Raw genomic sequence first — 21430 nt, forward strand, 5'->3', positions numbered from 1 at the left:
GGGCTAGCGTCGGCTCGGCGGCGGACAGAATGGTCTGCGCGCCACCTCTATGACAGGACAGCGTGACGGATGGCGAAGGACCACCAGTTCGTCGACTTGCCTCCCGTGCCGGACCGCACCGAGGATCCCACCGTCATGTACGGCCGGCTGGTCGTCGCCGGCGTCGTCGCGATAGTGGTGACGCTGGGAGCGTTCGCCGCCGCCATCGGATTCGCCTTCGCGGGATCGCAACGCCCCGACATCGGCGCACCGGTCAGGATCGGGCAGTACACCACCTTTGTCTCGCTTGAGGTTCCGACGGCAGAGCTCGTACTGGTCGGGCTGTTGGGCATCGTCTTGATCGCGGCGACGGCGATCGCCTTCGAGACGATCGCCGCCGTATTGTCCATCAGCCCGCGGCACCGCTTGTTGAGCTCGTACCGGGGCGGACCCAACCTGGCGCCCAGCGACGACACGGTCCGCGTCACGGTGCTGGTGCCCGCGCACAACGAGGAAGTCTCGCTGCCCGTCACGCTGAACGCGCTGCGGGCTCAGACCCGTGCGCCGGACCGCGTCATCGTCGTCGCGGACAACTGCACGGACCGCACGGTGCAGATCGCCCGCGAAGCGGGAGCGGACGTCGTCGAGACCGTCGGCAACACCGGCAAGAAAGGCGGCGCGCTCAATCAGGCGCTGACTGCGATCCTGCGCGAGACCGATGCGCGCGACGCGATTCTCGTCATGGACGCCGACACCCTGCCCTCCCCGCGATTCGTTCAGGTCGCGGCCGCACGTCTGGAGGCGGACCCGGAGTTGACCGCGGTGGGCGGGGTCTTCTACGGCGAGGACGGGCACGGGCTCGTCGGGCAGTTCCAGCGCAACGAGTACGCGCGCTACTCGATGCAGATCCGGATGCGCCACGGGCGGGTCTTCGTTCTGACCGGCACGGCCACGATGTTCCGCGCCCAGGCGCTGCTGGATGTCGCCGCCGCCCGCGGGATCTTCATCCCCGGCGAGACCGGCATGGTCTACGACACGGCGGCTCTGACCGAGGACAACGAACTCACCCTCGCACTCAAGTCGCTCGGCGGGACCATGACCTCGCCAAGGGAGTGCACCGTGACCACCGAGCTCATGCCGACCTGGAAGCACCTGTGGATCCAGCGCGAGCGCTGGCAGCGCGGCGCCCTGGAGAACCTCAGCGCCTACGGCATCACCCCCGCGACCGTGCGCTACTGGGGCCAGCAAGTGGGCATCGCCTACGGAGTGATCGCCCTCAACCTCGCGCTGGCGTTGATGGCGATCACGTTCCTGGCTGTCGACAGGTGGATCTGGTTCCCCTTCTGGCTCGCCGTCGGATCGATATTCGTCATCGAGCGGGTGGCCACCGTGTGGAGCGGCGGCTGGAAGGCACGTCTCCTCGCCCTGCTGCTGTTCCCCGAACTCGCCTACGACCTCTTTCTGCAGGCCGTGTTCTGCAAGTGCCTGTTCGACATCACCCTGGCCCGCCGGGCGAGGTGGGGGCACGTTCGGCACCGGACCAGGCTGGTCGCAACATGACCGGGCCGGCGACGGGCATTGTGCTTCCAGCCGACGTGCTCACCTCGAACTGGTTCATCCTCCTGCTGACCGTGGTGGCGTTGAACACGATCATCTACGTCGGCCTCACCCTCGCCAAGCTTCTGCCCATGCCCCGCCAAGTCCATCCCAGCCGGGTACGCCGATACTTGCGCGCGCTCGGCATGGACCCCGAGAAGGACACCGCCGTGAATCACATCCCCACGCCCGAACCGCTGGACACGACGGACCCGTTCGACGACATGCGCGGCGCCACCGTCCGTCGCGACGTGCCGCTGGCCTTCGGTATCAGCGGGGTGCTCGTCATCCTGGTGGCCTCGGCCGGCTTCATCACCTTCGGCCTCATGGGCATCACGTTGCACATCGTCGAGTTGTCCACCGGTGTGCTCTTCATCGTCCTGGCTCAACTGTTCTCGCTGCGGCCGTTCCGCGCCGGGCCGATGATGTGGGCCTGGGCCATGGCGTGCGTGGCGCTCGTCGTCCTCTCGATCGTCCGGTCCTATTACTACGAAACTCCCCTGCCCTTGGTCTACGCCTACATCGTGATGACCGCGTTCGCCCCGATCGCCTTGTACTGGCGCCCGATTCTCACCGCCGGGGCACTCATGTTGGCCGCGCTCGGTGTGGCGACGCAACTGACGGAGGGACGCGACGGCGTCCGCATCCTGATCGCCGGCGTGGGTGCATTACTGGTCGGCGCGATGTTGCTACGTCTGCGCCTCAAGGCCATCGAGGAGTGGTCCAACGACAAGGCCAGGTCTCAGGCACTCGTGACCACCGACGTGCTGACGGGAACGCTGACGCCGCGCGGGCTGCTCACGATCATGCCGGCGATAGCCGGTATCGCCGAACGAACCGGCGAGCAGGTGTGCCTGATGTACTTCAGCGTGCAGGACATCGCGGCAGCCAACGCACAGTACGGCGCCCACTACGGCGACGACGTCCTGCGCGCGGTGGCGACGACGATCCAGGGGGCGGTGCGCCGAGGTGACCTCGTCGCCCGGTGGCGGGGCGCCGAGTTCCTCGTCGCGGGCATCGGAAGCCGGCCGAGCGCCGACGAACTCGCCCGGCGAGTTCGGGAAGCGCTGCAACGCAGCACGATCAACCTCGGCAAGTGGCCCACCACCTTCAGCGTCGGGACGGCGGCCGGCGACCCCCGTGAGACGACGTTCGACAATCTGCTGTCTGAGGCGATCGCAGACTGCGCGACGATGAAAGCCGAGCCGCGGGCGGCATCGTGAGTGCGGGCCCAGGGATGACTCTCAAGCGCATCGGCCCGCCATCACGGGATGACGGGCCGACGGCGGCTCGAATCACTCAGTGCGTGACCGCCGGCTGACCGCACGCAGCGAGTCGGCCAGCGTCAAGAGCGACAAGCCCAGCAGCGCAACGTCTTTGAGTAGGAACTGACCCGTGACCGACAGTGCAGGGAATCCGCCGCCTGCCGGCTCCCCGACACCGGGGGTGGTGACGAGGAAGCTGATGGTGGCCAGGAACAGCCCGATGGCCATCAGGCTGCCGATGACGGAGACGTGCGGGTAGCGGGGTTTGATCGCCATCAGCACCGCCACCGTCACCTCGACGACGCCCAGGAGCGTGGACAGCGTGGTGACCGAGAACACGTCGTAGAGCCAGCTCATCGCGGGACTGTTGGCGACGAAGGGCGCGATCCCGTGTGCCTCGTAGTCGGTGAACTTCAGCGCACCGATCCAGCCGATGACGGCGACGAGTCCGTAGCGTCCGGCGAACGGCGCGACCCGGTCGATCACCGAGGCGGTCCGGTCGACGGCTGCGGTGGGAATGGTGAAGGTCGTGGTCATGTCGATTCCTTCGGTTTTGAAGTGGTGCGGCGGTTCGCCGCTGCCCACCCCAACAGGCTGTACGTCGACCCCATGCCCGTTCTCCCACACCGAAAGCCGATGGCGGCTATAAGCTGAGCCGATGGTCGGCTGACCAGGGCCGATTCCGAGGTCGGACAATCATGGAACTGCGCGAGCTCAGGGGTTTCGTCGCTGTCGTCGAGGAGGGCGGGATGTCCGCCGCGGCGCGGCGCCTGCACATCAGCCAGTCGGCACTGTCGCAGACGATCAGCAACCTCGAGCATGAGCTGGGCACTCAGTTGTTGGTGCGAAGCAGTGCCGGTGTGCGTCCGACGGAGGCCGGCTCGGTGTTGGTGAGCGAGGCGCGCGCCGTGCTGGCCCGCTACGCCGAGGCCATGCGGACGATGGCCGGATACACCGCAGGCGCAGGCGGCGTACTGCGGTTGGGCATCCCGTCGGAATTGCCGCCGACGATGCTGCCCGGCACCCTGGCCCGGTTCGCCGCCGGCTGCCCTGATACCCGCGTCGTCACCACGTACCTCTCGACGGCCGCACAGTTCACGGCGCTACGCGCCGATCAACTCGACCTCGGTCTCGTGCGGGAACGACCGCCGGGTTCGGAGTTCGACACGATGCTCGCTGCCCGCGAGCGCCTCGGGGTCCTCATCTCCTCGGAGACCGCTACCGAATACGCGGGCGCCGACGGTATCTCGCTGGAAGCTCTCGACGGTATGGAGTGGGTCGGCTTCGCCCGTACCCAGGCGCCGGCATGGTTCGATGAGCTGACCGCGATCTTCCACGCCCACGGCATCGACGTCGGCCGGCCGGCGCCCGACGACCATGACCTGATCCCCGCCGTGAAACTCATGGGTGTCGGTTCCGGCGGCAGCCGGGCATTCGCGCTCGCGCCCGCGAATTGGCCGCATCCGATCCCGACCGGAATCTGTTGGATGCCTCTGGTGGGCCACCCGCTGGTGCGGCGGACATGGTTGGCGTGGCCCGCCGCCTCACGTCGCCGCGATCTCGGGCACTTCGTCGCCGCGTTGGAGGTGGTCGACGTCTGAGTGATTGGTGGCTCCCCCGGCTGGACTCGAACCAGCAACCCTTCGGTTAACAGCCGAATGCTCTGCCAATTGAGCTACAGGGGACTGCTCTCCCGCGGTCGGACTATTGTGCGGGCCGAGGGATGACTCTAGCGCAAGTATCGCTGGGCCCGCCAATACGCCGCCACCCCGCACATACTCGTCCGCGTGAGGCAGGATGGGACCCAACGAAGCACTGTCCGGGAGGAGTCCTGTGTTCGGGTATCTCGTCGTATTGGGTGTCGGTTACGTGTTGGGAACCAAGGCGGGCCGGCGTCGATATGAGCAGATCGCCGGGACCTACAAAGCGGTCACCGAGAGCCCAGCCGCCAAGGCCGTGATCGACGCGGGCCGCCGCAAGATCGCCGACCGGGTTTCCCCGGATCCGCCGATGGTGACCCTGACAGCGCTCGACCCCGGTACCGCGGTGATCGGTCCCGAGGTCGTGCAGGAGCAAAGGGCGCGCTAGGCGGTCTAGAAGCCGGTTCCGCCGCCGTAGATGCGGCCCGGGAACAGCGGTCCCGTGCTGAAGGCGGGGCCGCCCTGGTCGAGGCCGATCTGCGGCGTGCCGACGTTGACGCCGTTGCCGTTGGAGTAGCCCAGGCACTTGCCGTCTTCCTTGTTGCCGAACCACGCCAGACACTGGGCCACAGGCTGGTCGGCGGCGTCGCTGGTGCTCAGTACGGACGCCGCGAAGGGCGCAGCGACCGCAGCCACCGCGAAGGCGCCGGCGGCGACGAGCCGTCGCGCCCGGTTGTTGGTCGATGTCACGCGCATGCCTTCCTCACCGTTCCCCGACGGTTTAATAGCGCGCCCACCATATCGCGTTACACCGCCTCACGCAGAGATGTCGTCACCGCTGGCCTGTTCCAGCAGGCTGCGGCGATATGCCTCCATCGCGACGAGGTCACCGAACAGCGCGTGGTACTCGTCGCCCTGGTCCACCGGCGACATCCGCTGCAGTTTCGACTTCACTTCGGCGATCTGCCGGCCCACCCACACCTCCTGCAGGCGGGCCAGCACCCCGCCGATGTAGCGGGGCAGCTTGTCATCGTCGTCGACGTTGATGGCCTCCACCCCGAGTTCGTTGACCAGGGTGGCCGCCGCCGGCGACCCCGTCTTGTCGCGGACCGCCTCGATCCACTGCGCGCCCGACTGACCCGCCGATGCGCCGCCCGCCCCGTCGACCGCAGCCCGCACCGCCGCGTACCCGGGATGGGTGAAGCTCTCCACGGTCAGCGAGTCGAACACCGGCCCGGCCAGCGCCGGGTACTGCAGCGCGGACTTGAGCGCTTCGCGTTGCGGCCACAGCGTCGGGTCGGCCGGATCGGGACGTGCCCCGTGTTCGGGCGGGCGCGGTCTCCTCGGTTGCGCTGGCTCGGAAGCGGAGCGCCGTCGCCCGCCGCGATCGGGCAGCCCCCGCTTCTGCGCCTCCTCGCGCACGCGGGACAGCACCTGGGCGTCGTCGGCCCAGCCGACCCAGCCCGCGAGCCGGCGGGCGTACTCATCGCGCAGCATGGGCTCCTTGATGCGTGCGACCATCGGCACGCAGCGCCTCAGCGCCGACACCCGGCCCTCGGCACTGTCGAGGTCGTGTTCGGTCAGCGCGGTGCGAATCGCGAACTCGAACAACGGCGTTCGACGTGCGACGAGGTCGCGCAGCGCACCGTCACCGTGCGCGAGCCGCAGGTCGCAGGGGTCCATGCCGTCGTCGGCGACCGCGACGAACGACTGCCCGGCCAGGTTCTGCTCCCCCTCGAAGGCCTTGATCGCCGCCGCGCGGCCGGCCGCGTCACCGTCGAACACGTAGATCAACTCGCCACGAAAAAAGTTGTCGTCCATCATGAGTCGGCGCAGCATCGCCAGATGCTCGTCGCCGAACGCGGTGCCGCAGGATGCGACGGCGGTGGTCACGCCGGCCAGGTGCATCGCCATCACGTCGGTGTATCCCTCGACCACGACGGCCTGATGCCCCTTGGCGATGTCGCGCTTGGCCAGGTCGAGGCCGAACAGCACCGACGACTTCTTGTAGAGCACGGTCTCGGGAGTGTTGACGTACTTGGCTTCCATCGGGTCGTCGTCGAAGATCCGCCGCGCGCCGAACCCGATGACCTCGCCGCCGCTGGCCCGGATCGGCCACAACAGCCGGCGGTGGAAGCGGTCCATCGGGCCGCGCTTGCCCTCGCGCGAGAGCCCCGCCGCCTCCAACTCCTTGAACTCAAAGCCCTTGCGCAGCAAGTGCTTTGTCAGCGAGTCCCAGCCCGAGGGGGCGAATCCGCAGCCGAACCGCTTGGCCGCTTCGGCGTCGAAGTTGCGCTCGAGCAGGTACTGGCGGCCCGGCGCGGCCTCGTCGGAGTTCAGCGCCTGCGCGTAGAACTCCTGGGCGGCCGCGTTGGCGGCCAGCAGCCTGCTGCGACTGCCCCGGTCGCGCTGCACGTTGGTCGCCGCGGCGCCGGTGTAGGTGATGGTGTGGCCGACGCGGTCGGCCAGCAGCTCGACGGCCTCGACGAAGCTCACGTGCTCGATCTTCTGCACGAAGGCGTAGACGTCGCCGCCCTCGCCGCACCCGAAGCAGTGGAAATGGCCGTGATTGGGCCGCACATGGAACGACGGGCTCTTCTCGTCGTGGAACGGGCACAGCCCCTTCATCGAGTCGGCGCCGGCGCGCCGCAGCTGCACGTAGTCGCCGACGACCTCTTCGATGCGCACGCGGTCACGAATGGCCGCGATGTCACGATCGGAGATGCGGCCGGCCACCGGGCCAGTCTAGAGCGCCCGGCGTCGGGCGCGGTTCGGCTCAAGCCGGTTCCAACCGCTCCAATCGCCCCTCGGTGAATGAGGCGACCTGGTCGATGACCACCCGTAGCCGGGCACCGTCGTCGGGGGCGGCGTTGAAGGCGGGAACGAAGATCGGGTCCAGGGTCGCCGGTGCTCCCGCGAGGATCCACGCCGCCACCCGGCGGATGCGCTCGCGCTGCCGTGCCTGCAAGTCGAGATGGCGCGGGTCGGACATGATGAACTGCAGCGCCAGGATCTTGAGCAGTACCACCTCCGCCCGCACGAGTTCGGGGACGTGCAGGTCGGCCCGGTAGCGGACAAGCGGACCGGCGCCCGCGTGTGTGCGGGTCGCCGCGATCGCCGCCGAGGCGAAGCGGCCGACGAACTCGCTGGTCAACCGCTTGAGCGCGACGGACGCGGCCAGCGTGCCGTCGTACTTGCCGACCGCCGCGACGACCGGCAGACCCGACAATCGTGCCGCCGCGGCGACGAGATCGTCGGCCCGCAGGCCCGCGCCCATCCCGCTCCTCTCGCCGAGCCGGCCGAGTTCGGCGGCCGCGTCGGCGTCGGCCAGCACCCGCATGTCGATGCGGCCGGACACCACGCCGTCCTCGACGTCGTGAACCGAGTAGGCCACGTCGTCGGCCCAGTCCATCACCTGCGCTTCCAGGCAGGGCTTCGCGACCGGGGCCGCCGACCGCACCCAGTCGGCGGCGACCCCGTCGTCGGTGTAGAAACCGAACTTGGCCTGTCCCGCCTCGCGCCGCCACGGATACTTGGTGACGGCGTCCAGCGCGGCCCGCGTCAGGTTGAGACCGGCGCTGAGCCCCTCTGGACCAAGCACTTTGGGTTCCAGGCGGGTCAGGATGCGGAAGTTCTGCGCGTTGCCCTCGAAGCCACCGTGGTCGGCGGCGATCTCGTTGAGCGCCCGCTCGCCGTTGTGCCCGTACGGTGGATGGCCGATGTCGTGCGCCAGGCCCGCCAGGTCGACCAGATCGGGGTCGCAGCCCAGGCCGATCGCCATCCCGCGGCCGATCTGCGCGACCTCCAGCGAGTGCGTCAACCGGGTGCGCGGCGTCTCACCCTGCCGGGGCCCGACGACCTGGGTCTTGTCGGCCAACCGGCGCAGCGCGGCGCAGTGCAGCACCCGCGCTCGATCGCGGGCGAAGTCGGTGCGGTGCTCGGTGTCCGTCCCGGGCAGCGCGGCGGCCTTGGGTGGTTCGACCACCCAACGCTCGCGGTCGAACTCGTCGTAGGGATCTTGATTCGCGGCCACCGACGCACAGTCTGCCAGGACTGTTCGACGGCACCGCGGGGTCGGCTCCCACTACATTGGCGGGCATGCGCCTCCCCCGTCTGCTCAGCCTCGTGCTCGCGGTGCTGGCGGCCAGCCTGCTGCTGGCGCCCGCCACCGCGGCCGAACCGCCGTTCCGGCTGACCGGTTACGTCACCGACAACGCCGGCGTCCTGAGCAGCGCGCAACGCAACCAGGTGACCTCGGCGGTCGACGCGCTCTACTCCGATCGCCGGACCCGCCTGTGGGTGGTGTACGTCGATTCGTTCACGGGCCAGTCCGCCGAGACATGGGCGGCCAACACGCGGCGGGTCAGCGACCTGGGCGATTTCGATGCGCTACTGGCCGTTGCCACCGTCGACCGCGCATATGCCTTCCTGGTTCCGGACTCGGCGACCGAACTGAGCTCCAGCAGGGTGGAGAGCTTGCGGCGCAACGACATCGAGCCTGCCCTGCGCCAGAACGATTGGGTGGGAGCGGCAGTCGCGGCCGCGAACGGCCTCAACGCCTCCCCCGGTTCGGGCGGCGGGATCACCTGGGTCGGAGTGGTGGTCATGCTGGGCGTGCTGGCCATCGCGGTGGGCCTGTTGCTGCTGTGGCGGCGTCGGCGCCGGCGCAAGCGTCGCGAAGCGGAGTTCGCGGCGGCCCGCCGGGTCGACCCCGCCGATCCGCAGGCGTTGGCGGCGGTGTCCCTCGACGCGCTCGATGACCTGTCGCGCGCCATGGTTGTCGATGTCGACAACGCCGTGCGCACCAGCGAGCATGAGCTCGAGATCGCCGTCGAGGAATTCGGCGCCGCGCGCACCGAGCCGTTCACCCGCGCCGTCGACAACGCGAAAACAACGCTGACACAAGCGTTCAACGTGCGCCAGATCCTCGACGACGCCATTCCCGAGACGCCCGCGCAACGGCGCGACCTGTTGACCCGGGTGGTGGTCGCCGCCGCCAAGGCCGACCGCGAGTTGGACGCGCAGAGTGAGGCGTTCGCCGAGTTGCGGGACCTGGTCATCAACGCGCCGACCCGGCTGACCGCGATGACGCAGCAAGTGGTCGACATCACCGCCCGACTGGGCCCGTCCGAACAGACGCTCGCCCAGCTGCGGACCGAATTCGCCGCCGAGGCGCTGACTTCGGTGAACGGCAACGTAGACGCCGCCAAGGAACTGCTGACCTTCGCCGACGAGAACATCACCCGCGGCCGCGACCTCGCCAACCGCCCCGTGGCGGGACAGCAGGCCGAACTCGTCGAATGCGTTCGCGCCGCCGAGTCGGCCCTGGCGCAGGCGCGATCACTGCTGGACTCGGTTGACAGCGCCGCCAGCGACATCCGCCGCGCGGCGGCCACGCTGCCCGCGGCGATCGAGGACATCCAGAACGGGATCAAGCAGGCCGGCGACCTTCTGCGCCAGGGGTCGGTCCCCAAGGCCGCGCAACTCACCGAGGCCCGCGACGCGGCGGGGGCCGCCGTGGCCGAGGCGCAGCGCACCGGTTCGGTGGACCCGCTGGGCGCCTTCACCCAGTTGACTGCCGCCGACGCGAACCTGGACCGGTTGCTGGTGGCCGTGGAGGAGGAACGTGAGGCCGCCGAGCGGTTGAACCGGGCACTGGAAGAGGCGCTGTTCACGGCGCGGTCGCGGGTGCGTTCGGCGTCGGACTTCATCGACACGCGCCGCGGCATCGTGGGCCCGGAGGCGCGCACCCGACTCGCCGAGGCCGTTCGGCAGATCGGCGCCGCCGAGACCAAGCGCTCGACCGATCCGGCTGAAGCCATCGCGCACGCCAACGGCGCGGCGATGCTGGCCGCGCAGGCTCAAACGCTGGCCAACGCCGATATGCAGAATGCGCAGCGCTCCTATATGGGCCCGTTCGGCGGGGGCGGGGGTGGCGGCGGCAACATGGGGGCGATCATCGGCGGCATCCTGATCGGCAACATCCTCAGCGGCGGAATGCGGGGCGGCTTCGGGGGATTCGGCGGCGGCGGCTTCAGCCCCGGTTCGTTCGGCGGCTCCGGCGGCGGTGGCGGCATGTTCGGCGGCGGTGGCCGCTTCTAGTGCGACGGAGCGGTGATGAACGTTCGCGGCCGGGTCAGCAGCTCCCCTTGAGGCGGGCGGCCAGATAGTCGCCGACGTTGTCGAGGGCCACCCGGTCCTGCGTCATCGCGTCGCGCTCGCGAATGGTGACGGCCTGGTCCTCGAGCGAGTCGAAGTCGACCGTCACGCAGAACGGCGTGCCGATCTCGTCCTGACGGCGGTAGCGCCTGCCGATCGCGCCGGCGTCGTCGAACTCGACGTTCCAACACTTGCGCAGTTCGGCGGCGAGATCACGCGCCTTGGGCGACAGGTCGGCGTGGCGCGACAGCGGCAGCACCGCCGCTTTGACCGGTGAGAGCCGCGGATCGAGGCGCAACACCGTGCGCTTGTCGACCCCGCCCTTGGCGTTGGGCGCCTCGTCCTCGGAGTAGGCGTCGACCAGGAACGCCATGAACGAGCGCGTGAGACCCGCTGCCGGTTCGATCACGTACGGCGTGTAGCGGGTGTCGGTGGCCTGGTCGTAGTACGACAGGTCGGCGCCGGAATGCTTGCTGTGCGTGGACAAGTCGAAGTCGGTGCGGTTGGCGACGCCTTCGAGCTCACCCCACGGGTTGCCGACGAAGCCGAACTTGTACTCGATGTCGACCGTTCGGTCGGAGTAGTGCGACAGCTTCTCCTTCGGATGTTCGTACAACCGGAGGTTGTCGCGGTCGATGCCGAGTTCGACGTACCAGGCCAGGCGTTCGTCGATCCAGTACTGGTGCCATTCGCGCGCCGTCGACGGCTCGACGAAGAACTCCATCTCCATCTGCTCGAACTCGCGCGTGCGGAAGATGAAGTTGCCCGGCGTGATCTCGTTGCGAAAGCTCTTGCCGGTCTGGGCGATTCCGAACGGCGGCTTCTTGCGCTGCGTGGTCACCACGTTCGCGAAGTTGACGAAGATGCCCTGGGCGGTCTCCGGCCGCAGGTAGTGCAGCCCCTCCTCGGTCTCGATCGGGCCGAGGTAGGTCTTGAGCATCATGTTGAAGTCCCGCGGTTCGGTCCACTGCCCCTTGGTGCCGCAGTCCGGGCAGGCGATCTCGCTCATCGGCACCGAGTCGGGATCCGCCGGGACGCCGTCCTTGGCCGCCTTCTTCTCCGCGTACGCCTCCTGCATGTGGTCCTGCCGATGACGCTTGTGGCAGTTGAGGCATTCGACCAGCGGGTCGTGGAAGACGTCGACGTGTCCCGACGCGACCCACACTTCGCGCGGCAGGATGATCGACGAGTCCAGGCCGACCACGTCCTCGCGGGCCGTGACGACCGACCGCCACCACTGCCGCTTGATGTTCTCCTTGAGCTCCACACCCAGCGGGCCGTAATCCCACGCCGACTTGGTGCCGCCATAGATTTCGCCGGCTTGATAGACGAGGCCGCGCCGTTTAGCCAGGTTCGCGACGGTGTCGATGATCGACGAGGAGTGAGCCACGGGGGAACAGCCTAGCGACCCGTCGGGGCGGCGTTGACATGCATGGAAGCGCATGTATTGTTGGCGTCATAATGAAAACGGTTTCCACTTTGGCCGGTGAGCAACCGGCGCGGCCGGCCCCCGCCGAGGGCTCTCACGACCACAGCGGCGCACCGATTCCCGAGCTGCCGCCCCGCGATGTGCTCGATACCTCCGGCGACCTGCTGCGCGCGCTGGCCGCGCCGGTGCGGATCGCGATCGTCCTGCAGCTGCGGGAGTCGGCACGCTGCGTGCACGAACTCGTCGACGCCCTGGCCGTGCCGCAGCCTCTGGTCAGCCAGCATCTGCGGATCCTCAAGGCCGCCGGTGTGGTCGCCGGTGAACGCTCGGGGCGCGAGGTGATGTACCGCCTGGTCGACCAACACCTCGCCGAGATCGTCGTCGCCGCGGTCACCCACGCCGCCGAGGGCACCGAGTGAGCGCGACCGGTGTGCGCTCGACGCGTCAACGCGCTGCGATCGCGGCCCTGCTGGAGAAGCTCGACGACTTCCGCTCCGCGCAGGAACTGCACGACGAGTTGCGCCGGCGCGGCGAGGGCATCGGGCTGACGACGGTCTACCGCACCCTGCAGCAGATGGCCGCGGCAGGCGCCGTCGACACCCTGCGCACCGACACCGGCGAGTCGGTGTACCGCCGCTGCTCGGAGGACCACCACCATCACCTGGTGTGCCGGGCGTGCGGTTCGACGGTCGAGATCCAGGGCGGCGACGTGGAGACCTGGGCCGCCGACATCGCCCGCGAGCACGGTTTCTCCGACGTCAGCCACACCATCGAGATCTTCGGGATCTGCGGCGGCTGCGCCGGGGTCAAGAAAGCGCGAAACTGAACTGTGCAGGCGAGAAACCCTCTCGGCCCTGCACAACTTCAGTTTGGGCGGGAAAGAATTGCCCGCCGCACGTCGGAGCCGGTGGCCAGCACCATCAGGATCAGCGTGCGCAACGCGTCGTCGGTCAGGCCGGCGGCGGGAAAGTTGTAGCGCAGCAGCACATCCGCGGCCTTCTTCGAGTTGCGCTTGGCACCGGCCGCGACCTCCTTGGGCGCACTCTTGGCCGCCAGCGACACCGTGCCCAGCAGCGTGTTGTGCGCATGTTCGGCGACCTGGGCCCGCAGCTTGGCGTCCAGCGGCAGGTCCCAGGCCAGGATCTGGGTCAGCGACACCAACTCCAGCCCCTCGGCGACCGGCACGGTGCGCAGCGAAGCGAACGTCTGACCGTGGTGCACGGTGAGCGCGCCGTCGTCTTCGCGCGTCACGGGCAGCACCCCGTCCAGGACGTCGGCCAACCGGTCTTGCAGGCTCATCATTCGGCTCGGCCGAAGCGACGGTTGCGGTTGACGTACTCCTCGCAGGCGGCCCACAGGTCGCGGCGGTCGTAGTCCGGCCAGAGCTTGTCCTGGAAGACGAACTCGGCGTACGCCGCCTGCCACAGCAGGAAGTTGCTGGCCCGCTGCTCCCCCGACGTGCGGATGAACAGGTCGACGTCGGGGATGTCGGCGCGGTGCAGGTGCTTGGCGAACGTCGCCTCGGTGATCCGGTTAGGCGTGATCTTGCCGGCCGCCGCCATCTGAGCCAGCTCGCGCGTCGCTTCGACGATCTCGGTGCGGCCGCCGTAGTTCACGCAGTAGTTGATGGTGATGACGTCGTTGCCGACCGTCATCTGCTCGGCGATGTCGAACTCCTTGATGACGCTGCGCCACATCCGCGGACGTGACCCGACCCAGCGCATCCGCACGCCCATGTCGTTAAGGTTCTCCCGGCGGCGACGGACCACCTCGCGGTTGAAGCCCATCAGGAAGCGCACCTCCTCGGTGCTGCGTTTCCAGTTCTCCGTGGAGAACGCGTACACCGTCAGGTGCTTGATACCAATTTCGATTGCGCCGCAGGTGATGTCGATGAGGACGGCCTCGCCCATCTTGTGACCCTCGGTGCGGTGCAGGCCGCGCTGGGTGGCCCAGCGTCCGTTGCCGTCCATGACGACGGCGACGTGGTTGGGCACCTGGTCGGCCGGGATGCGGGGGGCGGCCTCCTTGGAGGTGTGCTGCGGGGGGCGGGCGAACCGGCCGTTGGTGCCCGGTGGGATCGCGGGGAAGACGACGGGCCATGTCGACTTGTCGGGGAAGGTCGGATAGTCCTCAGGCGCCGGGGGCAGCTGTGGGTAAGTCTTCCTGCCCACCCGTTTGGTTGCCATGGGGCATATCCTGCCCGACCAGCGACACCCGCTGGTCGCCAGCCACCGCGGTGCGGTGATCGATCAGGGTCCTGTCGACCCGGTAGACCCGCTCGACCAGTGGCAACGTCCGCAGCTGGCGTTCCAGGTGCCATTGCAGGTGCGCAGCGACCAGCCCGCTGGCCTGGCTGCGGTGCGACGACGTCGACGTTTCGGCGTGCGCCCAGTCGCCGTCGTGCAGCGCGGTCATCAGATCCAGCACGGCCTGCGGCGGCGTCACCGAACCCGACGGGCGGCAGTGCACGCACACGCTGCCACCGGCGGCCACGTGGAACGCCCGGTGCGGACCCGGCGCGGCGCAGCGGGCGCATTCGGTCAGCGCCGGCGCCCACCCCGCGATCCCCATCGCGCGCAGAAGGTAGGCGTCCAGCACCAGTTCCCTGGGCCTGCCGCCGTCGGCCACCGCACGCAGCGCAGCCACCGTCAGCCGGTGCAGCGCCGGCATCGGGGCCCGCTCCTCCCCGGCCAGGCGCTCGGCGGTCTCCAGCACCGCGCACGCGCTGGTGTACCGGCCGTAGTCGCTGACGATGTCGGCGGCGAAGGCGTCGATGGCCTGCACCTGGGTGACGATGTCGAGATTGCGGCCCGGATGCAGCTGAACGTCGATGTGCGCGAACGGCTCCAGCCGGGCGCCGAACTTGCTGCGGGTGCGCCGGACACCCTTGGCCACCGCCCGCACCAACCCGTGGTTGCGGGTGAGAAGTGTCACGATTCGGTCGGCCTCGCCGAGCTTGTGCTGGCGCAGCACCACCGCCCGGTCCCGATACAGCCGCATCATTGCAGTCTCCCACTGCGATCCGACAGATCTGCGAACGCAGCGCCGATATTCTCGTAACCGATGGCCGAGATTGCGCGCTTCCCCACCCTGACTCAGCAGCTCTTCCAACTGGCGAGTGGCTCCGTCACGTCGGTGAAACTGGTACAACGCTCCCTCGACGCCATTACGGCCAGCCAGCCCACGCTGAACGCGTTCCGCGAAGTGTTCACCGAGCAGGCGCTGGCCGACGCCGCCAGAGCCGACCGCAAACGCGCAGCGGGCCAGGATCTTTCGAAACATCCGCTCTTGGGCATCCCGATCGCGGTCAAGGACGACGTCGACGTCGCCGGGGTGCCGACGCGCTTCGGCGCGCACGGCACCGTGCGACCGGCCGCCGAGGACGCCGAGGTGGTGCGACGGCTGAAGGCCGCAGGCGCCGTCATCGTCGGCAAGACCAACACCTGTGAACTGGGCCAGTGGCCGTTCACCAGCGGGCCGGCGTTCGGCCACACCCGCAACCCGTGGTCGCGCGACCACACCCCGGGCGGGTCGTCGGGCGGCAGCGCGGCGGCGGTCGCGGCCGGACTGGTCGCCGCCGCGATCGGCTCCGACGGCGCGGGCAGCGTGCGCATCCCCGCGGCGTGGACGCACATCGTCGGGATCAAGCCGCAGCGCGGCCGCATCTCCACCTGGCCGCTGCCCGAGGCGTTCAACGGCATCACGGTCAACGGAGTGCTGGCGCGCACGGTGACCGACGCCGCGCTGGTGCTCGACGCCGCGTCGGGAAACGTCGCCGGGGATCGTCACCAGCCACCGCCGGTCCCGGTCTCGGACTACGTCGCGCAGGCCCCCGGGCCGCTGCGGATCGCGAAGTCGACGAGGTTCCCGTACACGGTGTTCCGCGCCAAGCTGCATCCGGAGATCCGCGCTGCGATGGACGTCATCGCCGATCAGCTGCGCGAACTCGGGCACACCGTCACCGCGGCTGATCCCGACTACAGCCTGGGCATGTCATGGAATTTCCTGTCCCGCTCTACGTCGGGCCTGCTCGACTGGGCCGATCGGCTCGGCCATGACGTCGCACTCGACAAGCGGACGAAGGCGAACCTGCGCACGGGCCGGCTGCTGTCGGAGCACGTGCTGCGCAAGGCCCGCGCCCGCGAGGCCCGCGCGCACCGGCGGATCGGCTACATCTTCAACATCGCCGACGTGGTCTTGGCGCCGACGACCGCGCAGCCGCCGCTCCCGGTGCACGATTTCGACGACCGCGGTGGGTTGTCGACCGACCGGACGATGATCAAGGCGTGCCCGGTGACCTGGCCGTGGAATCTGCTCGGCTGGCCGTCCATCAGCGTGCCCGCCGGGTTCACCACCGACGGACTGCCCATCGGCGTGCAACTGATGGGACCGGCCCACAGCGAGCCGCTGCTGATCTCGCTGGCGGCCGAGCTCGAGGCGATCAACGGCTGGGCGATGCGGCAGCCGGACCCCTGGTGGCTATCCGAGCCCGCCCCGGAGCCGGCGCCCACATTCACGGCCGGGCCCGAGATATCGCAGACCGTATCCCACGAGGTCGCGTAAAGTCCTCGGGCATGACGGCTCGGCGCGGGGCGTATGCGATTCCCCTACTGGCGGTGGTGTGGGGCATGGTCGTCGGGATGCCGACCGCCGGAGCGGACAACAAGCGGCTCAACGACGGCGTGGTGGCCAATGTGTACACCGTGCAGAAGCAGGCGGGCTGCGACACCGAGATCGCCATCAACCCGAAGTTGCGGCTGGCGGCCGAGTGGCACACCAACGACGTGCTGAACAACCGCGCGCTGGGCGGCGACATCGGGTCGGACGGCACGACGGTCGCCGACCGCGCACGCAACGCCGGTTACCAGGGCGCGGTCGCCGAGACCGTGGCGATCAACCCGGCCCTGGCGATCAGCGGCATCGAGTTGATCAACCAGTGGTACCACCGGCCGGACTACCACGCGATCATGGCCGACTGCTCCAACGTCGACATCGGCGTGTGGTCCGCCAACGCGCTCGACCGCACCGTCGTGGTGGCGGTCTACGGTAAGGGCGACGCCGCGCCACCGGTCAACGCACCGGGACGGTCATTCGGAGAGCCAGGCTCGGGAGCCCAGAGCTGACGCCCTAGAAGCCCAGGCGGCCCAACTGTTTGGGGTCGCGCTGCCAGTTCTTGGCGACCTTCACCCGCAGGTCGAGGAACACCTTGGTGCCGAGCAGCTTCTCGATCTGCGTGCGCGCGGCGGTGCCGACCTCGCGCAGCCTGGCGCCCCCCTTGCCGATGACGATGCCCTTCTGGCTGTCGCGTTCGACGTAGAGGATGGCGTGCACGTCCATCAGCTCCCCTTGTTCTGGCGAGCGCCCTTCCCGCGGGGTGGCTTCCTCGATGACGACGGCCAGCGAGTGCGGTAGCTCGTCGCGCACGCCTTCCAGCGCGGCCTCGCGGATCAGCTCGGCCATCAGCGTCTCCTCGGGCTCGTCGGTGAGCTCCCCGTCGGGATAGAACGCCGGACCGGGCGGCAACTGCGCGGCCAGCACCGCGGTCAGCTCGTCGAGGTTGTCCGCGGCGGTCGCCGACACCGGCACGATCTCGGTGTCCGGTCCGACCAGTTCGCTCACCGCCACCAGCTGCGCGGCGACGCGGTCGCGGGCCACCTTGTCGATCTTGGTGACGACGGCGACCAGCGTGGTGTTCGGGGCGACCGCGCGGATCTGGTCGTAGATCCACCGGTCGCCCGGCCCGATCTTCTCGTCGGCGGGGATGCACCACCCGATGACGTCGACCTCGGAGTAGGTGTCCTTGACCAGGTCGTTGAGCCGCTGCCCCAGCAGCGTGCGCGGCCGGTGCAGGCCCGGGGTGTCGACGAGGATGATCTGGAAGTTTTCGCGGTGCACGATCCCTCGGATGGTGTGCCGCGTGGTCTGCGGCCGGTTCGACGTGATCGCCACCTTCGCGCCGACCAGCGCATTCGTCAGGGTCGACTTGCCGGTGTTGGGCCGGCCCACGAAACAGACGAAGCCGGAACGGAATTCAGGCATGCCGGCCCCTTGCCGAGTGTGAACTCACTGCGAGAATCCGGCGGTTTATTCGCAGTGGCTTCACACTGGGCGCCCGGATCGATCGGTGACGATGACCGCGGCGTCGGCCGACAACTCGCGCACTGCGGCCACCCCCGCGTCATCAGACGACCCGCCGACGAGCACCGCGGCTTCCAGCCCGGTCGCTCCGCTGGACACCGCGGCGGCCACGGCCGCCTGTAAAGCGCTCAGCTGCAACGTTTCCAGCGACACCGGCGCACCGGCGTAGGTCCGGCCGTCGGCGTCGCGCACGGCGGCACCAACCGTTGCCTCCGCCCTGCCCATCGCGCCGCGAGCGAGCGTCACCAGCTTGGCGTCCTCGGCGTCGAGCTCACTCATTCCTGCCCTCGCTCTTCGCCCAGGCGCTCATCGTCGTCTCCTTCGGGGGTGTCGGTGGGGCTGACCAACACCGTGCCGATCCGCACCCGGCCGCGATGGTCCGGGCCGCCTTCGGCCTGCAGCCGCAGCCCGTCCCAGGTCACCTCGGCGCCGGGCAGCGGCACGCGGCCCAGTTCCAGTGCGACGAGCCCACCGACGGTGTCGACGTCGAGGTCCTCGTCGAACTCCCGGTCGTAGAGTTCGCCGAGGTTTTCGATCGGCAGGCGGGCCGACACGCGATAACGGCTGTCGCCCAGTTCCTCCACCGGCGCGACCTCGTCGGTGTCGTACTCGTCGGCGATCTCGCCGACGATCTCCTCCAGCACGTCCTCGATGGTGACCAGGCCGGCGATCGCGCCGTACTCATCGACCAGCAGCACCATGTGGACCCGGTCGCGTTGCATCTCCCGCAACAGCTCGTCGAGCGGCTTGGAGTCCGGAACGAACACCGGCCTGCGCATCACCTCGGCGACCTTCGTGCCACGGCCGCCGTTGGTGGAGTGGTACGTCCTCTGCACCAGGTCCTTGAGATAGACGACGCCGACCACGTCGTCGACGTTCTCGCCGATCACCGGGATGCGGGAGTGGCCGCTTCGCACCGCGAGAGAGGTTGCTTGACCTGCCGTCTTGTCACTCTCGATCCACACCATCTCGGTGCGCGGCACCATCACTTCGCGCGCGGGGGTGTCGCCGAGTTCGAACACCGACTGGATCATCCGCCGCTCGTCGTCGGCCACCACGCCGCGCTGCTGCGCCAGGTCGACGACCTCCCGCAGTTCGATCTCCGAAGTGAACGGGCCGTTGCGGAATCCGCGACCGGGGGTCAGGGCGTTACCGATCAGCACCAACAGCCGGCTGACCGGTGTCAGTACCACCGAAAGGGCCTGCAGCGGAAGGGCCGCCACCAACGCGATCGAGTATGCGTGTTGACGGCCCACCGTGCGCGGCCCGACGCCTATTGCGACGAAGCTGACCACAGTCATGATCGCAGCGGCGGACACCAGGCCCCAGCTGATGCCGAGATAGTCGTCGAGGTACGCGGCCAGCAGCACGGTCGCACTCACCTCGCAGGTGATGCGCAGCAGCACAACGAGGTTGATGAAGCGCGGCCGATCGTCCATGACGCGGGCGAGCCGGACAGCGCCGGGACGCTCGTCGCGGACCAGTTCTTCGACCCGCGCGATCGACACCGTGCTGATGGCCGCATCGATGGCCGCGAACAGGCCTCCCAAACCGATCAGCACGATCGCGAAGACCAGCTGTCCTACGCCGCTCACGGTTCGTCGAAGTATCGGGAGTTGTCGAGCAGCCGCCGTTCCTTCTCGGACTGGCGCTCATGGTGATACGACTCGACCTGGTCTGCCACCCACTCCTCGAGCAGTTCGCGCTGCAAGGTGAACATTTCCTTTTCCTCGTCGGGCTCGGCATGGTCATAGCCCAGCAGGTGCAGCACGCCGTGCACCGTCAGCAGCGCGAGTTCCTGGCCCAGCGAATGGCCGGCCGCGGCGGCCTGGTTGGCGGCGAACTCCGGGCACAGCGCGATGTCGCCGAGCAACGCCGGCCCGGGTTCGGGCGCGTCGGGCCGCCCGCCCGGCTCCAACTCGTCCATCGGGAAGCTCATCACGTCGGTGGGGCCCGGCAGGTCCATCCAGCGCATGTGCAGATCGGCCATCGCCGCGGTGTCGAGCAGCACCATCGACAGCTCCGCCGCCGGATTGACCTTCATCTTGCGGATGACGAACCGGGCGACGCTGATCAACTCCTCTTCGGAGACGTCGATGCCCGATTCGTTGGACACCTCGATGCTCACGCGGTCACCTTCGCGGCCGGCCGCCGGACGCGCGTCGCTGCGCCCGGTTCAACTGGGCCGGCTCGTCGTGTCTCGCGTACGCGTCGACGATCTCCGACACCAACCTGTGCCGCACCACGTCGGCGCTGGTGAGCTCGGCGAAGTGGATATCGTCGATGCCGTCGAGAATGCGCATCGCTGCATGCAGTCCCGAAGCGGCCCCGCCGGGCAGATCGACCTGCGTGATATCGCCCGTCACAACAATTTTCGAGTTGAAGCCCAGCCGGGTGAGGAACATCTTCATCTGCTCGGCGGTGGTGTTCTGCGCCTCGTCGAGGATGATGAACGCATCTGAGATCGTTCGGCCCCGCATGTACGCCAGCGGCGCGACCTCGATCACGCCGGCGCTCATCAGCTTCGGGATCAGTTCCGGGTCCATCATGTCGTGCAGCGCGTCGTACAGCGGGCGCAGATACGGGTCGATCTTCTCGCTGAGCGTGCCCGGCAGGAAGCCCAGCCGCTCACCGGCTTCCACGGCCGGGCGGGTGAGGATGATCCGCGACACCTGCTTGGTCTGTAACGCGTTGACCGCCTTGGCCATTGCCAAGTAGGTCTTGCCGGTGCCCGCGGGCCCGATGCCGAACACGATGGTGTGCGCATCGATGGCGTCGACATAGCGCTTCTGGTTCAACGTCTTCGGGCGGATCGTCTTGCCGCGCCGCGACAGGATGTCGAGGGTGAGCACCTCGGCGGGCGATTCGTCGCCGGTGCCGGTGAGCATAGCGACGCTGTGCCGCACGACCTCCGGTGTCAGCGACTGGCCGTTGGCCACGATGGTCATCAGTTCGGAGACGACCCGCTCGGCGAGCGCGACGTCGGCGGGTTCGCCGGACAGGGTGAGCGCGTTGCCGCGCACGTGGATATCGGCCGCCAGGGTGCGCTCGATGGCGCGCAGGTTCTCGTCGGCGGAACCCAGTAGGCCCATGACATAGGCGGGCGGCACATCGATCTTTGAGCTGCTGCTGCGTACCGACTCAGGAGACTCGGAGGCCTGCGGCGAGTCAGCGGTTGTCTCGCGGGGCGTCAAGAGGGTTCAGTGCCTGCTTTCTGGGGTCTC

At 68.8% G+C, this 21430-nt stretch carries 22 protein-coding genes and 1 tRNA gene; 9 read left to right on the top strand and 14 right to left on the bottom strand.

The genetic code is table 11. The annotated features are described in order from the left end of the window. Positions 1-69 precede the first annotated feature (69 nt). Together ABGB19_RS22770 and ABGB19_RS22775 are read left to right on the top strand one after the other, a co-directional pair. On the top strand, positions 70-1539 hold the full coding sequence (locus ABGB19_RS22770; protein ID WP_347688262.1) for a glycosyltransferase family 2 protein: 1470 nt from the start codon (positions 70-72) through the stop codon (positions 1537-1539). Further along, the gene (locus ABGB19_RS22775) at positions 1536-2798 is read left to right on the top strand and encodes a GGDEF domain-containing protein (protein WP_347688263.1); all 1263 of its coding nucleotides are present in this window, start codon (positions 1536-1538) and stop codon (positions 2796-2798) included. Before ABGB19_RS22770 ends, ABGB19_RS22775 begins: the two co-directional genes overlap by 4 nt. 72 nt (positions 2799-2870) lie before the next feature. On the opposite strand, the gene ABGB19_RS22780 is transcribed toward ABGB19_RS22775, so the two are convergent. Then, positions 2871-3377, bottom strand: a complete 507-nt coding sequence (locus ABGB19_RS22780; protein ID WP_347688264.1) for a DUF417 family protein — start codon at positions 3375-3377, stop codon at positions 2871-2873. A gap of 161 nt (positions 3378-3538) precedes the next feature. Here ABGB19_RS22780 and ABGB19_RS22785 point away from each other — a divergent pair, with 161 nt between their 5' ends. Continuing rightward, positions 3539-4441 (top strand): LysR family transcriptional regulator, encoded by a 903-nt coding sequence (locus ABGB19_RS22785; RefSeq protein WP_347688265.1) that lies wholly within the window; start codon positions 3539-3541, stop codon positions 4439-4441. An 8-nt stretch (positions 4442-4449) separates the two neighbouring features. Here the strand turns inward: ABGB19_RS22785 and ABGB19_RS22790 are convergent. After that, a tRNA-Asn gene (locus tag ABGB19_RS22790) sits at positions 4450-4525 on the bottom strand. A 148-nt stretch (positions 4526-4673) separates the two neighbouring features. Here ABGB19_RS22790 and ABGB19_RS22795 point away from each other — a divergent pair. After that, complete coding sequence (locus ABGB19_RS22795; protein ID WP_347688266.1) at positions 4674-4928, top strand: hypothetical protein; 255 nt, start codon at positions 4674-4676, stop codon at positions 4926-4928. A gap of 5 nt (positions 4929-4933) precedes the next feature. On the opposite strand, the gene ABGB19_RS22800 is transcribed toward ABGB19_RS22795, so the two are convergent. Genes ABGB19_RS22800 through ABGB19_RS22810 form a run of 3 tightly spaced genes read right to left on the bottom strand, consistent with a single transcriptional unit; the run spans position 4934 to position 8513 of the window. Continuing rightward, positions 4934-5236 (bottom strand): hypothetical protein, encoded by a 303-nt coding sequence (locus ABGB19_RS22800; RefSeq protein ID WP_347688267.1) that lies wholly within the window; start codon positions 5234-5236, stop codon positions 4934-4936. 60 nt (positions 5237-5296) lie between these two features. Then, entirely contained in the window at positions 5297-7216 is a 1920-nt protein-coding gene (gene dnaG / locus ABGB19_RS22805; protein ID WP_347688268.1) for a DNA primase, read from the bottom strand. Between the two features lie 40 nt (positions 7217-7256). Continuing rightward, positions 7257-8513, bottom strand: coding sequence for a deoxyguanosinetriphosphate triphosphohydrolase (locus ABGB19_RS22810; protein ID WP_347688269.1), 1257 nt, complete (start codon positions 8511-8513; stop codon positions 7257-7259). A gap of 65 nt (positions 8514-8578) precedes the next feature. Here ABGB19_RS22810 and ABGB19_RS22815 point away from each other — a divergent pair, with 65 nt between their 5' ends. Next, positions 8579-10582 carry a TPM domain-containing protein gene (locus ABGB19_RS22815; RefSeq protein ID WP_347688270.1) on the top strand — a complete coding sequence of 668 codons (2004 nt, stop codon included), beginning with the start codon at positions 8579-8581 and terminating at the stop codon, positions 10580-10582. 34 nt (positions 10583-10616) lie between these two features. Here the strand turns inward: ABGB19_RS22815 and ABGB19_RS22820 are convergent, their stop codons facing one another. After that, the gene (locus ABGB19_RS22820) at positions 10617-12029 is read right to left on the bottom strand and encodes a glycine--tRNA ligase (RefSeq protein WP_347688271.1); all 1413 of its coding nucleotides are present in this window, start codon (positions 12027-12029) and stop codon (positions 10617-10619) included. A 71-nt stretch (positions 12030-12100) separates the two neighbouring features. Between ABGB19_RS22820 and ABGB19_RS22825 the strand changes: the two genes are divergently transcribed. Then, positions 12101-12487 carry a metalloregulator ArsR/SmtB family transcription factor gene (locus ABGB19_RS22825; protein ID WP_347688272.1) on the top strand — a complete coding sequence of 129 codons (387 nt, stop codon included), beginning with the start codon at positions 12101-12103 and terminating at the stop codon, positions 12485-12487. Continuing rightward, a complete protein-coding gene (locus tag ABGB19_RS22830; protein ID WP_347688273.1) occupies positions 12484-12894 on the top strand; it encodes a Fur family transcriptional regulator in 411 nt (136 codons plus the stop codon). The genes ABGB19_RS22825 and ABGB19_RS22830 overlap by 4 nt, the downstream gene beginning before the upstream one ends. Positions 12895-12932: 38 nt before the next feature. Here ABGB19_RS22830 and ABGB19_RS22835 read toward each other — a convergent pair whose 3' ends face one another. The 3 genes from ABGB19_RS22835 to recO are packed head-to-tail and all read right to left on the bottom strand — an operon-like array spanning position 12933 to position 15068. Beyond that, positions 12933-13367, bottom strand: coding sequence for a hypothetical protein (locus ABGB19_RS22835; RefSeq protein WP_347688274.1), 435 nt, complete (start codon positions 13365-13367; stop codon positions 12933-12935). After that, positions 13367-14254 carry a decaprenyl diphosphate synthase gene (locus tag ABGB19_RS22840; protein WP_347688275.1) on the bottom strand — a complete coding sequence of 296 codons (888 nt, stop codon included), beginning with the start codon at positions 14252-14254 and terminating at the stop codon, positions 13367-13369. The genes ABGB19_RS22835 and ABGB19_RS22840 overlap by 1 nt, the downstream gene beginning before the upstream one ends. Continuing rightward, a complete protein-coding gene (recO, locus tag ABGB19_RS22845) occupies positions 14199-15068 on the bottom strand; it encodes a DNA repair protein RecO (RefSeq protein WP_347688386.1) in 870 nt (289 codons plus the stop codon). Before recO ends, ABGB19_RS22840 begins: the two co-directional genes overlap by 56 nt. Positions 15069-15131: 63 nt before the next feature. On the opposite strand from recO, the gene ABGB19_RS22850 reads away from it, so the two are divergent. Both ABGB19_RS22850 and ABGB19_RS22855 read left to right on the top strand, forming a co-directional pair. Further along, positions 15132-16631 carry an amidase gene (locus ABGB19_RS22850; RefSeq protein WP_347688276.1) on the top strand — a complete coding sequence of 500 codons (1500 nt, stop codon included), beginning with the start codon at positions 15132-15134 and terminating at the stop codon, positions 16629-16631. Between the two features lie 65 nt (positions 16632-16696). Continuing rightward, on the top strand, positions 16697-17191 hold the full coding sequence (locus tag ABGB19_RS22855; RefSeq protein ID WP_347688387.1) for a CAP domain-containing protein: 495 nt from the start codon (positions 16697-16699) through the stop codon (positions 17189-17191). Between the two features lie 4 nt (positions 17192-17195). Here ABGB19_RS22855 and era read toward each other — a convergent pair whose 3' ends face one another. From era to ABGB19_RS22880, 5 genes are read right to left on the bottom strand one after another with little or no spacing between them, the layout of a single operon-like run. Next, positions 17196-18107 carry a GTPase Era gene (gene era, locus ABGB19_RS22860; RefSeq protein WP_347688277.1) on the bottom strand — a complete coding sequence of 304 codons (912 nt, stop codon included), beginning with the start codon at positions 18105-18107 and terminating at the stop codon, positions 17196-17198. A gap of 60 nt (positions 18108-18167) precedes the next feature. Beyond that, entirely contained in the window at positions 18168-18485 is a 318-nt protein-coding gene (locus tag ABGB19_RS22865; RefSeq protein WP_347688278.1) for a cytidine deaminase, read from the bottom strand. After that, positions 18482-19801: a hemolysin family protein gene (locus ABGB19_RS22870; protein WP_347688279.1), complete on the bottom strand. Its 1320-nt coding sequence runs from the start codon at positions 19799-19801 to the stop codon at positions 18482-18484. The genes ABGB19_RS22865 and ABGB19_RS22870 overlap by 4 nt, the downstream gene beginning before the upstream one ends. Further along, entirely contained in the window at positions 19798-20334 is a 537-nt protein-coding gene (gene ybeY, locus ABGB19_RS22875) for an rRNA maturation RNase YbeY (RefSeq protein ID WP_347688280.1), read from the bottom strand. Before ybeY ends, ABGB19_RS22870 begins: the two co-directional genes overlap by 4 nt. A 4-nt stretch (positions 20335-20338) precedes the next feature. Next, on the bottom strand, positions 20339-21400 hold the full coding sequence (locus ABGB19_RS22880) for a PhoH family protein (RefSeq protein WP_347688281.1): 1062 nt from the start codon (positions 21398-21400) through the stop codon (positions 20339-20341). Positions 21401-21430 lie beyond the last annotated feature (30 nt).

It is taken from the genome of Mycobacterium sp. B14F4 (genome assembly GCF_039871645.1).
GTDB lineage: Bacteria > Actinomycetota > Actinomycetes > Mycobacteriales > Mycobacteriaceae > Mycobacterium.

What these genes read in the sequence shown, in the direction of transcription:
- ABGB19_RS22770 (WP_347688262.1), top strand. Translation starts at nt 70, where the DNA reads ATGGCGAAGGACCACCAGTTCGTCGACTTGCCTCCCGTGCCGGACCGC.
- ABGB19_RS22775 (WP_347688263.1), top strand. Translation starts at nt 1,536, where the DNA reads ATGACCGGGCCGGCGACGGGCATTGTGCTTCCAGCCGACGTGCTCACC.
- ABGB19_RS22780 (WP_347688264.1), bottom strand. Translation starts at nt 3,377, where the DNA reads ATGACCACGACCTTCACCATTCCCACCGCAGCCGTCGACCGGACCGCC.
- ABGB19_RS22785 (WP_347688265.1), top strand. Translation starts at nt 3,539, where the DNA reads ATGGAACTGCGCGAGCTCAGGGGTTTCGTCGCTGTCGTCGAGGAGGGC.
- ABGB19_RS22800 (WP_347688267.1), bottom strand. Translation starts at nt 5,236, where the DNA reads ATGCGCGTGACATCGACCAACAACCGGGCGCGACGGCTCGTCGCCGCC.
- ABGB19_RS22815 (WP_347688270.1), top strand. Translation starts at nt 8,579, where the DNA reads ATGCGCCTCCCCCGTCTGCTCAGCCTCGTGCTCGCGGTGCTGGCGGCC.
- ABGB19_RS22825 (WP_347688272.1), top strand. Translation starts at nt 12,101, where the DNA reads ATGAAAACGGTTTCCACTTTGGCCGGTGAGCAACCGGCGCGGCCGGCC.
- ABGB19_RS22835 (WP_347688274.1), bottom strand. Translation starts at nt 13,367, where the DNA reads ATGAGCCTGCAAGACCGGTTGGCCGACGTCCTGGACGGGGTGCTGCCC.
- ABGB19_RS22840 (WP_347688275.1), bottom strand. Translation starts at nt 14,254, where the DNA reads ATGGCAACCAAACGGGTGGGCAGGAAGACTTACCCACAGCTGCCCCCG.
- recO (WP_347688386.1), bottom strand. Translation starts at nt 15,068, where the DNA reads ATGCGGCTGTATCGGGACCGGGCGGTGGTGCTGCGCCAGCACAAGCTC.
- ABGB19_RS22850 (WP_347688276.1), top strand. Translation starts at nt 15,132, where the DNA reads ATGGCCGAGATTGCGCGCTTCCCCACCCTGACTCAGCAGCTCTTCCAA.
- ABGB19_RS22855 (WP_347688387.1), top strand. Translation starts at nt 16,697, where the DNA reads ATGGTCGTCGGGATGCCGACCGCCGGAGCGGACAACAAGCGGCTCAAC.
- era (WP_347688277.1), bottom strand. Translation starts at nt 18,107, where the DNA reads ATGCCTGAATTCCGTTCCGGCTTCGTCTGTTTCGTGGGCCGGCCCAAC.
- ABGB19_RS22865 (WP_347688278.1), bottom strand. Translation starts at nt 18,485, where the DNA reads ATGAGTGAGCTCGACGCCGAGGACGCCAAGCTGGTGACGCTCGCTCGC.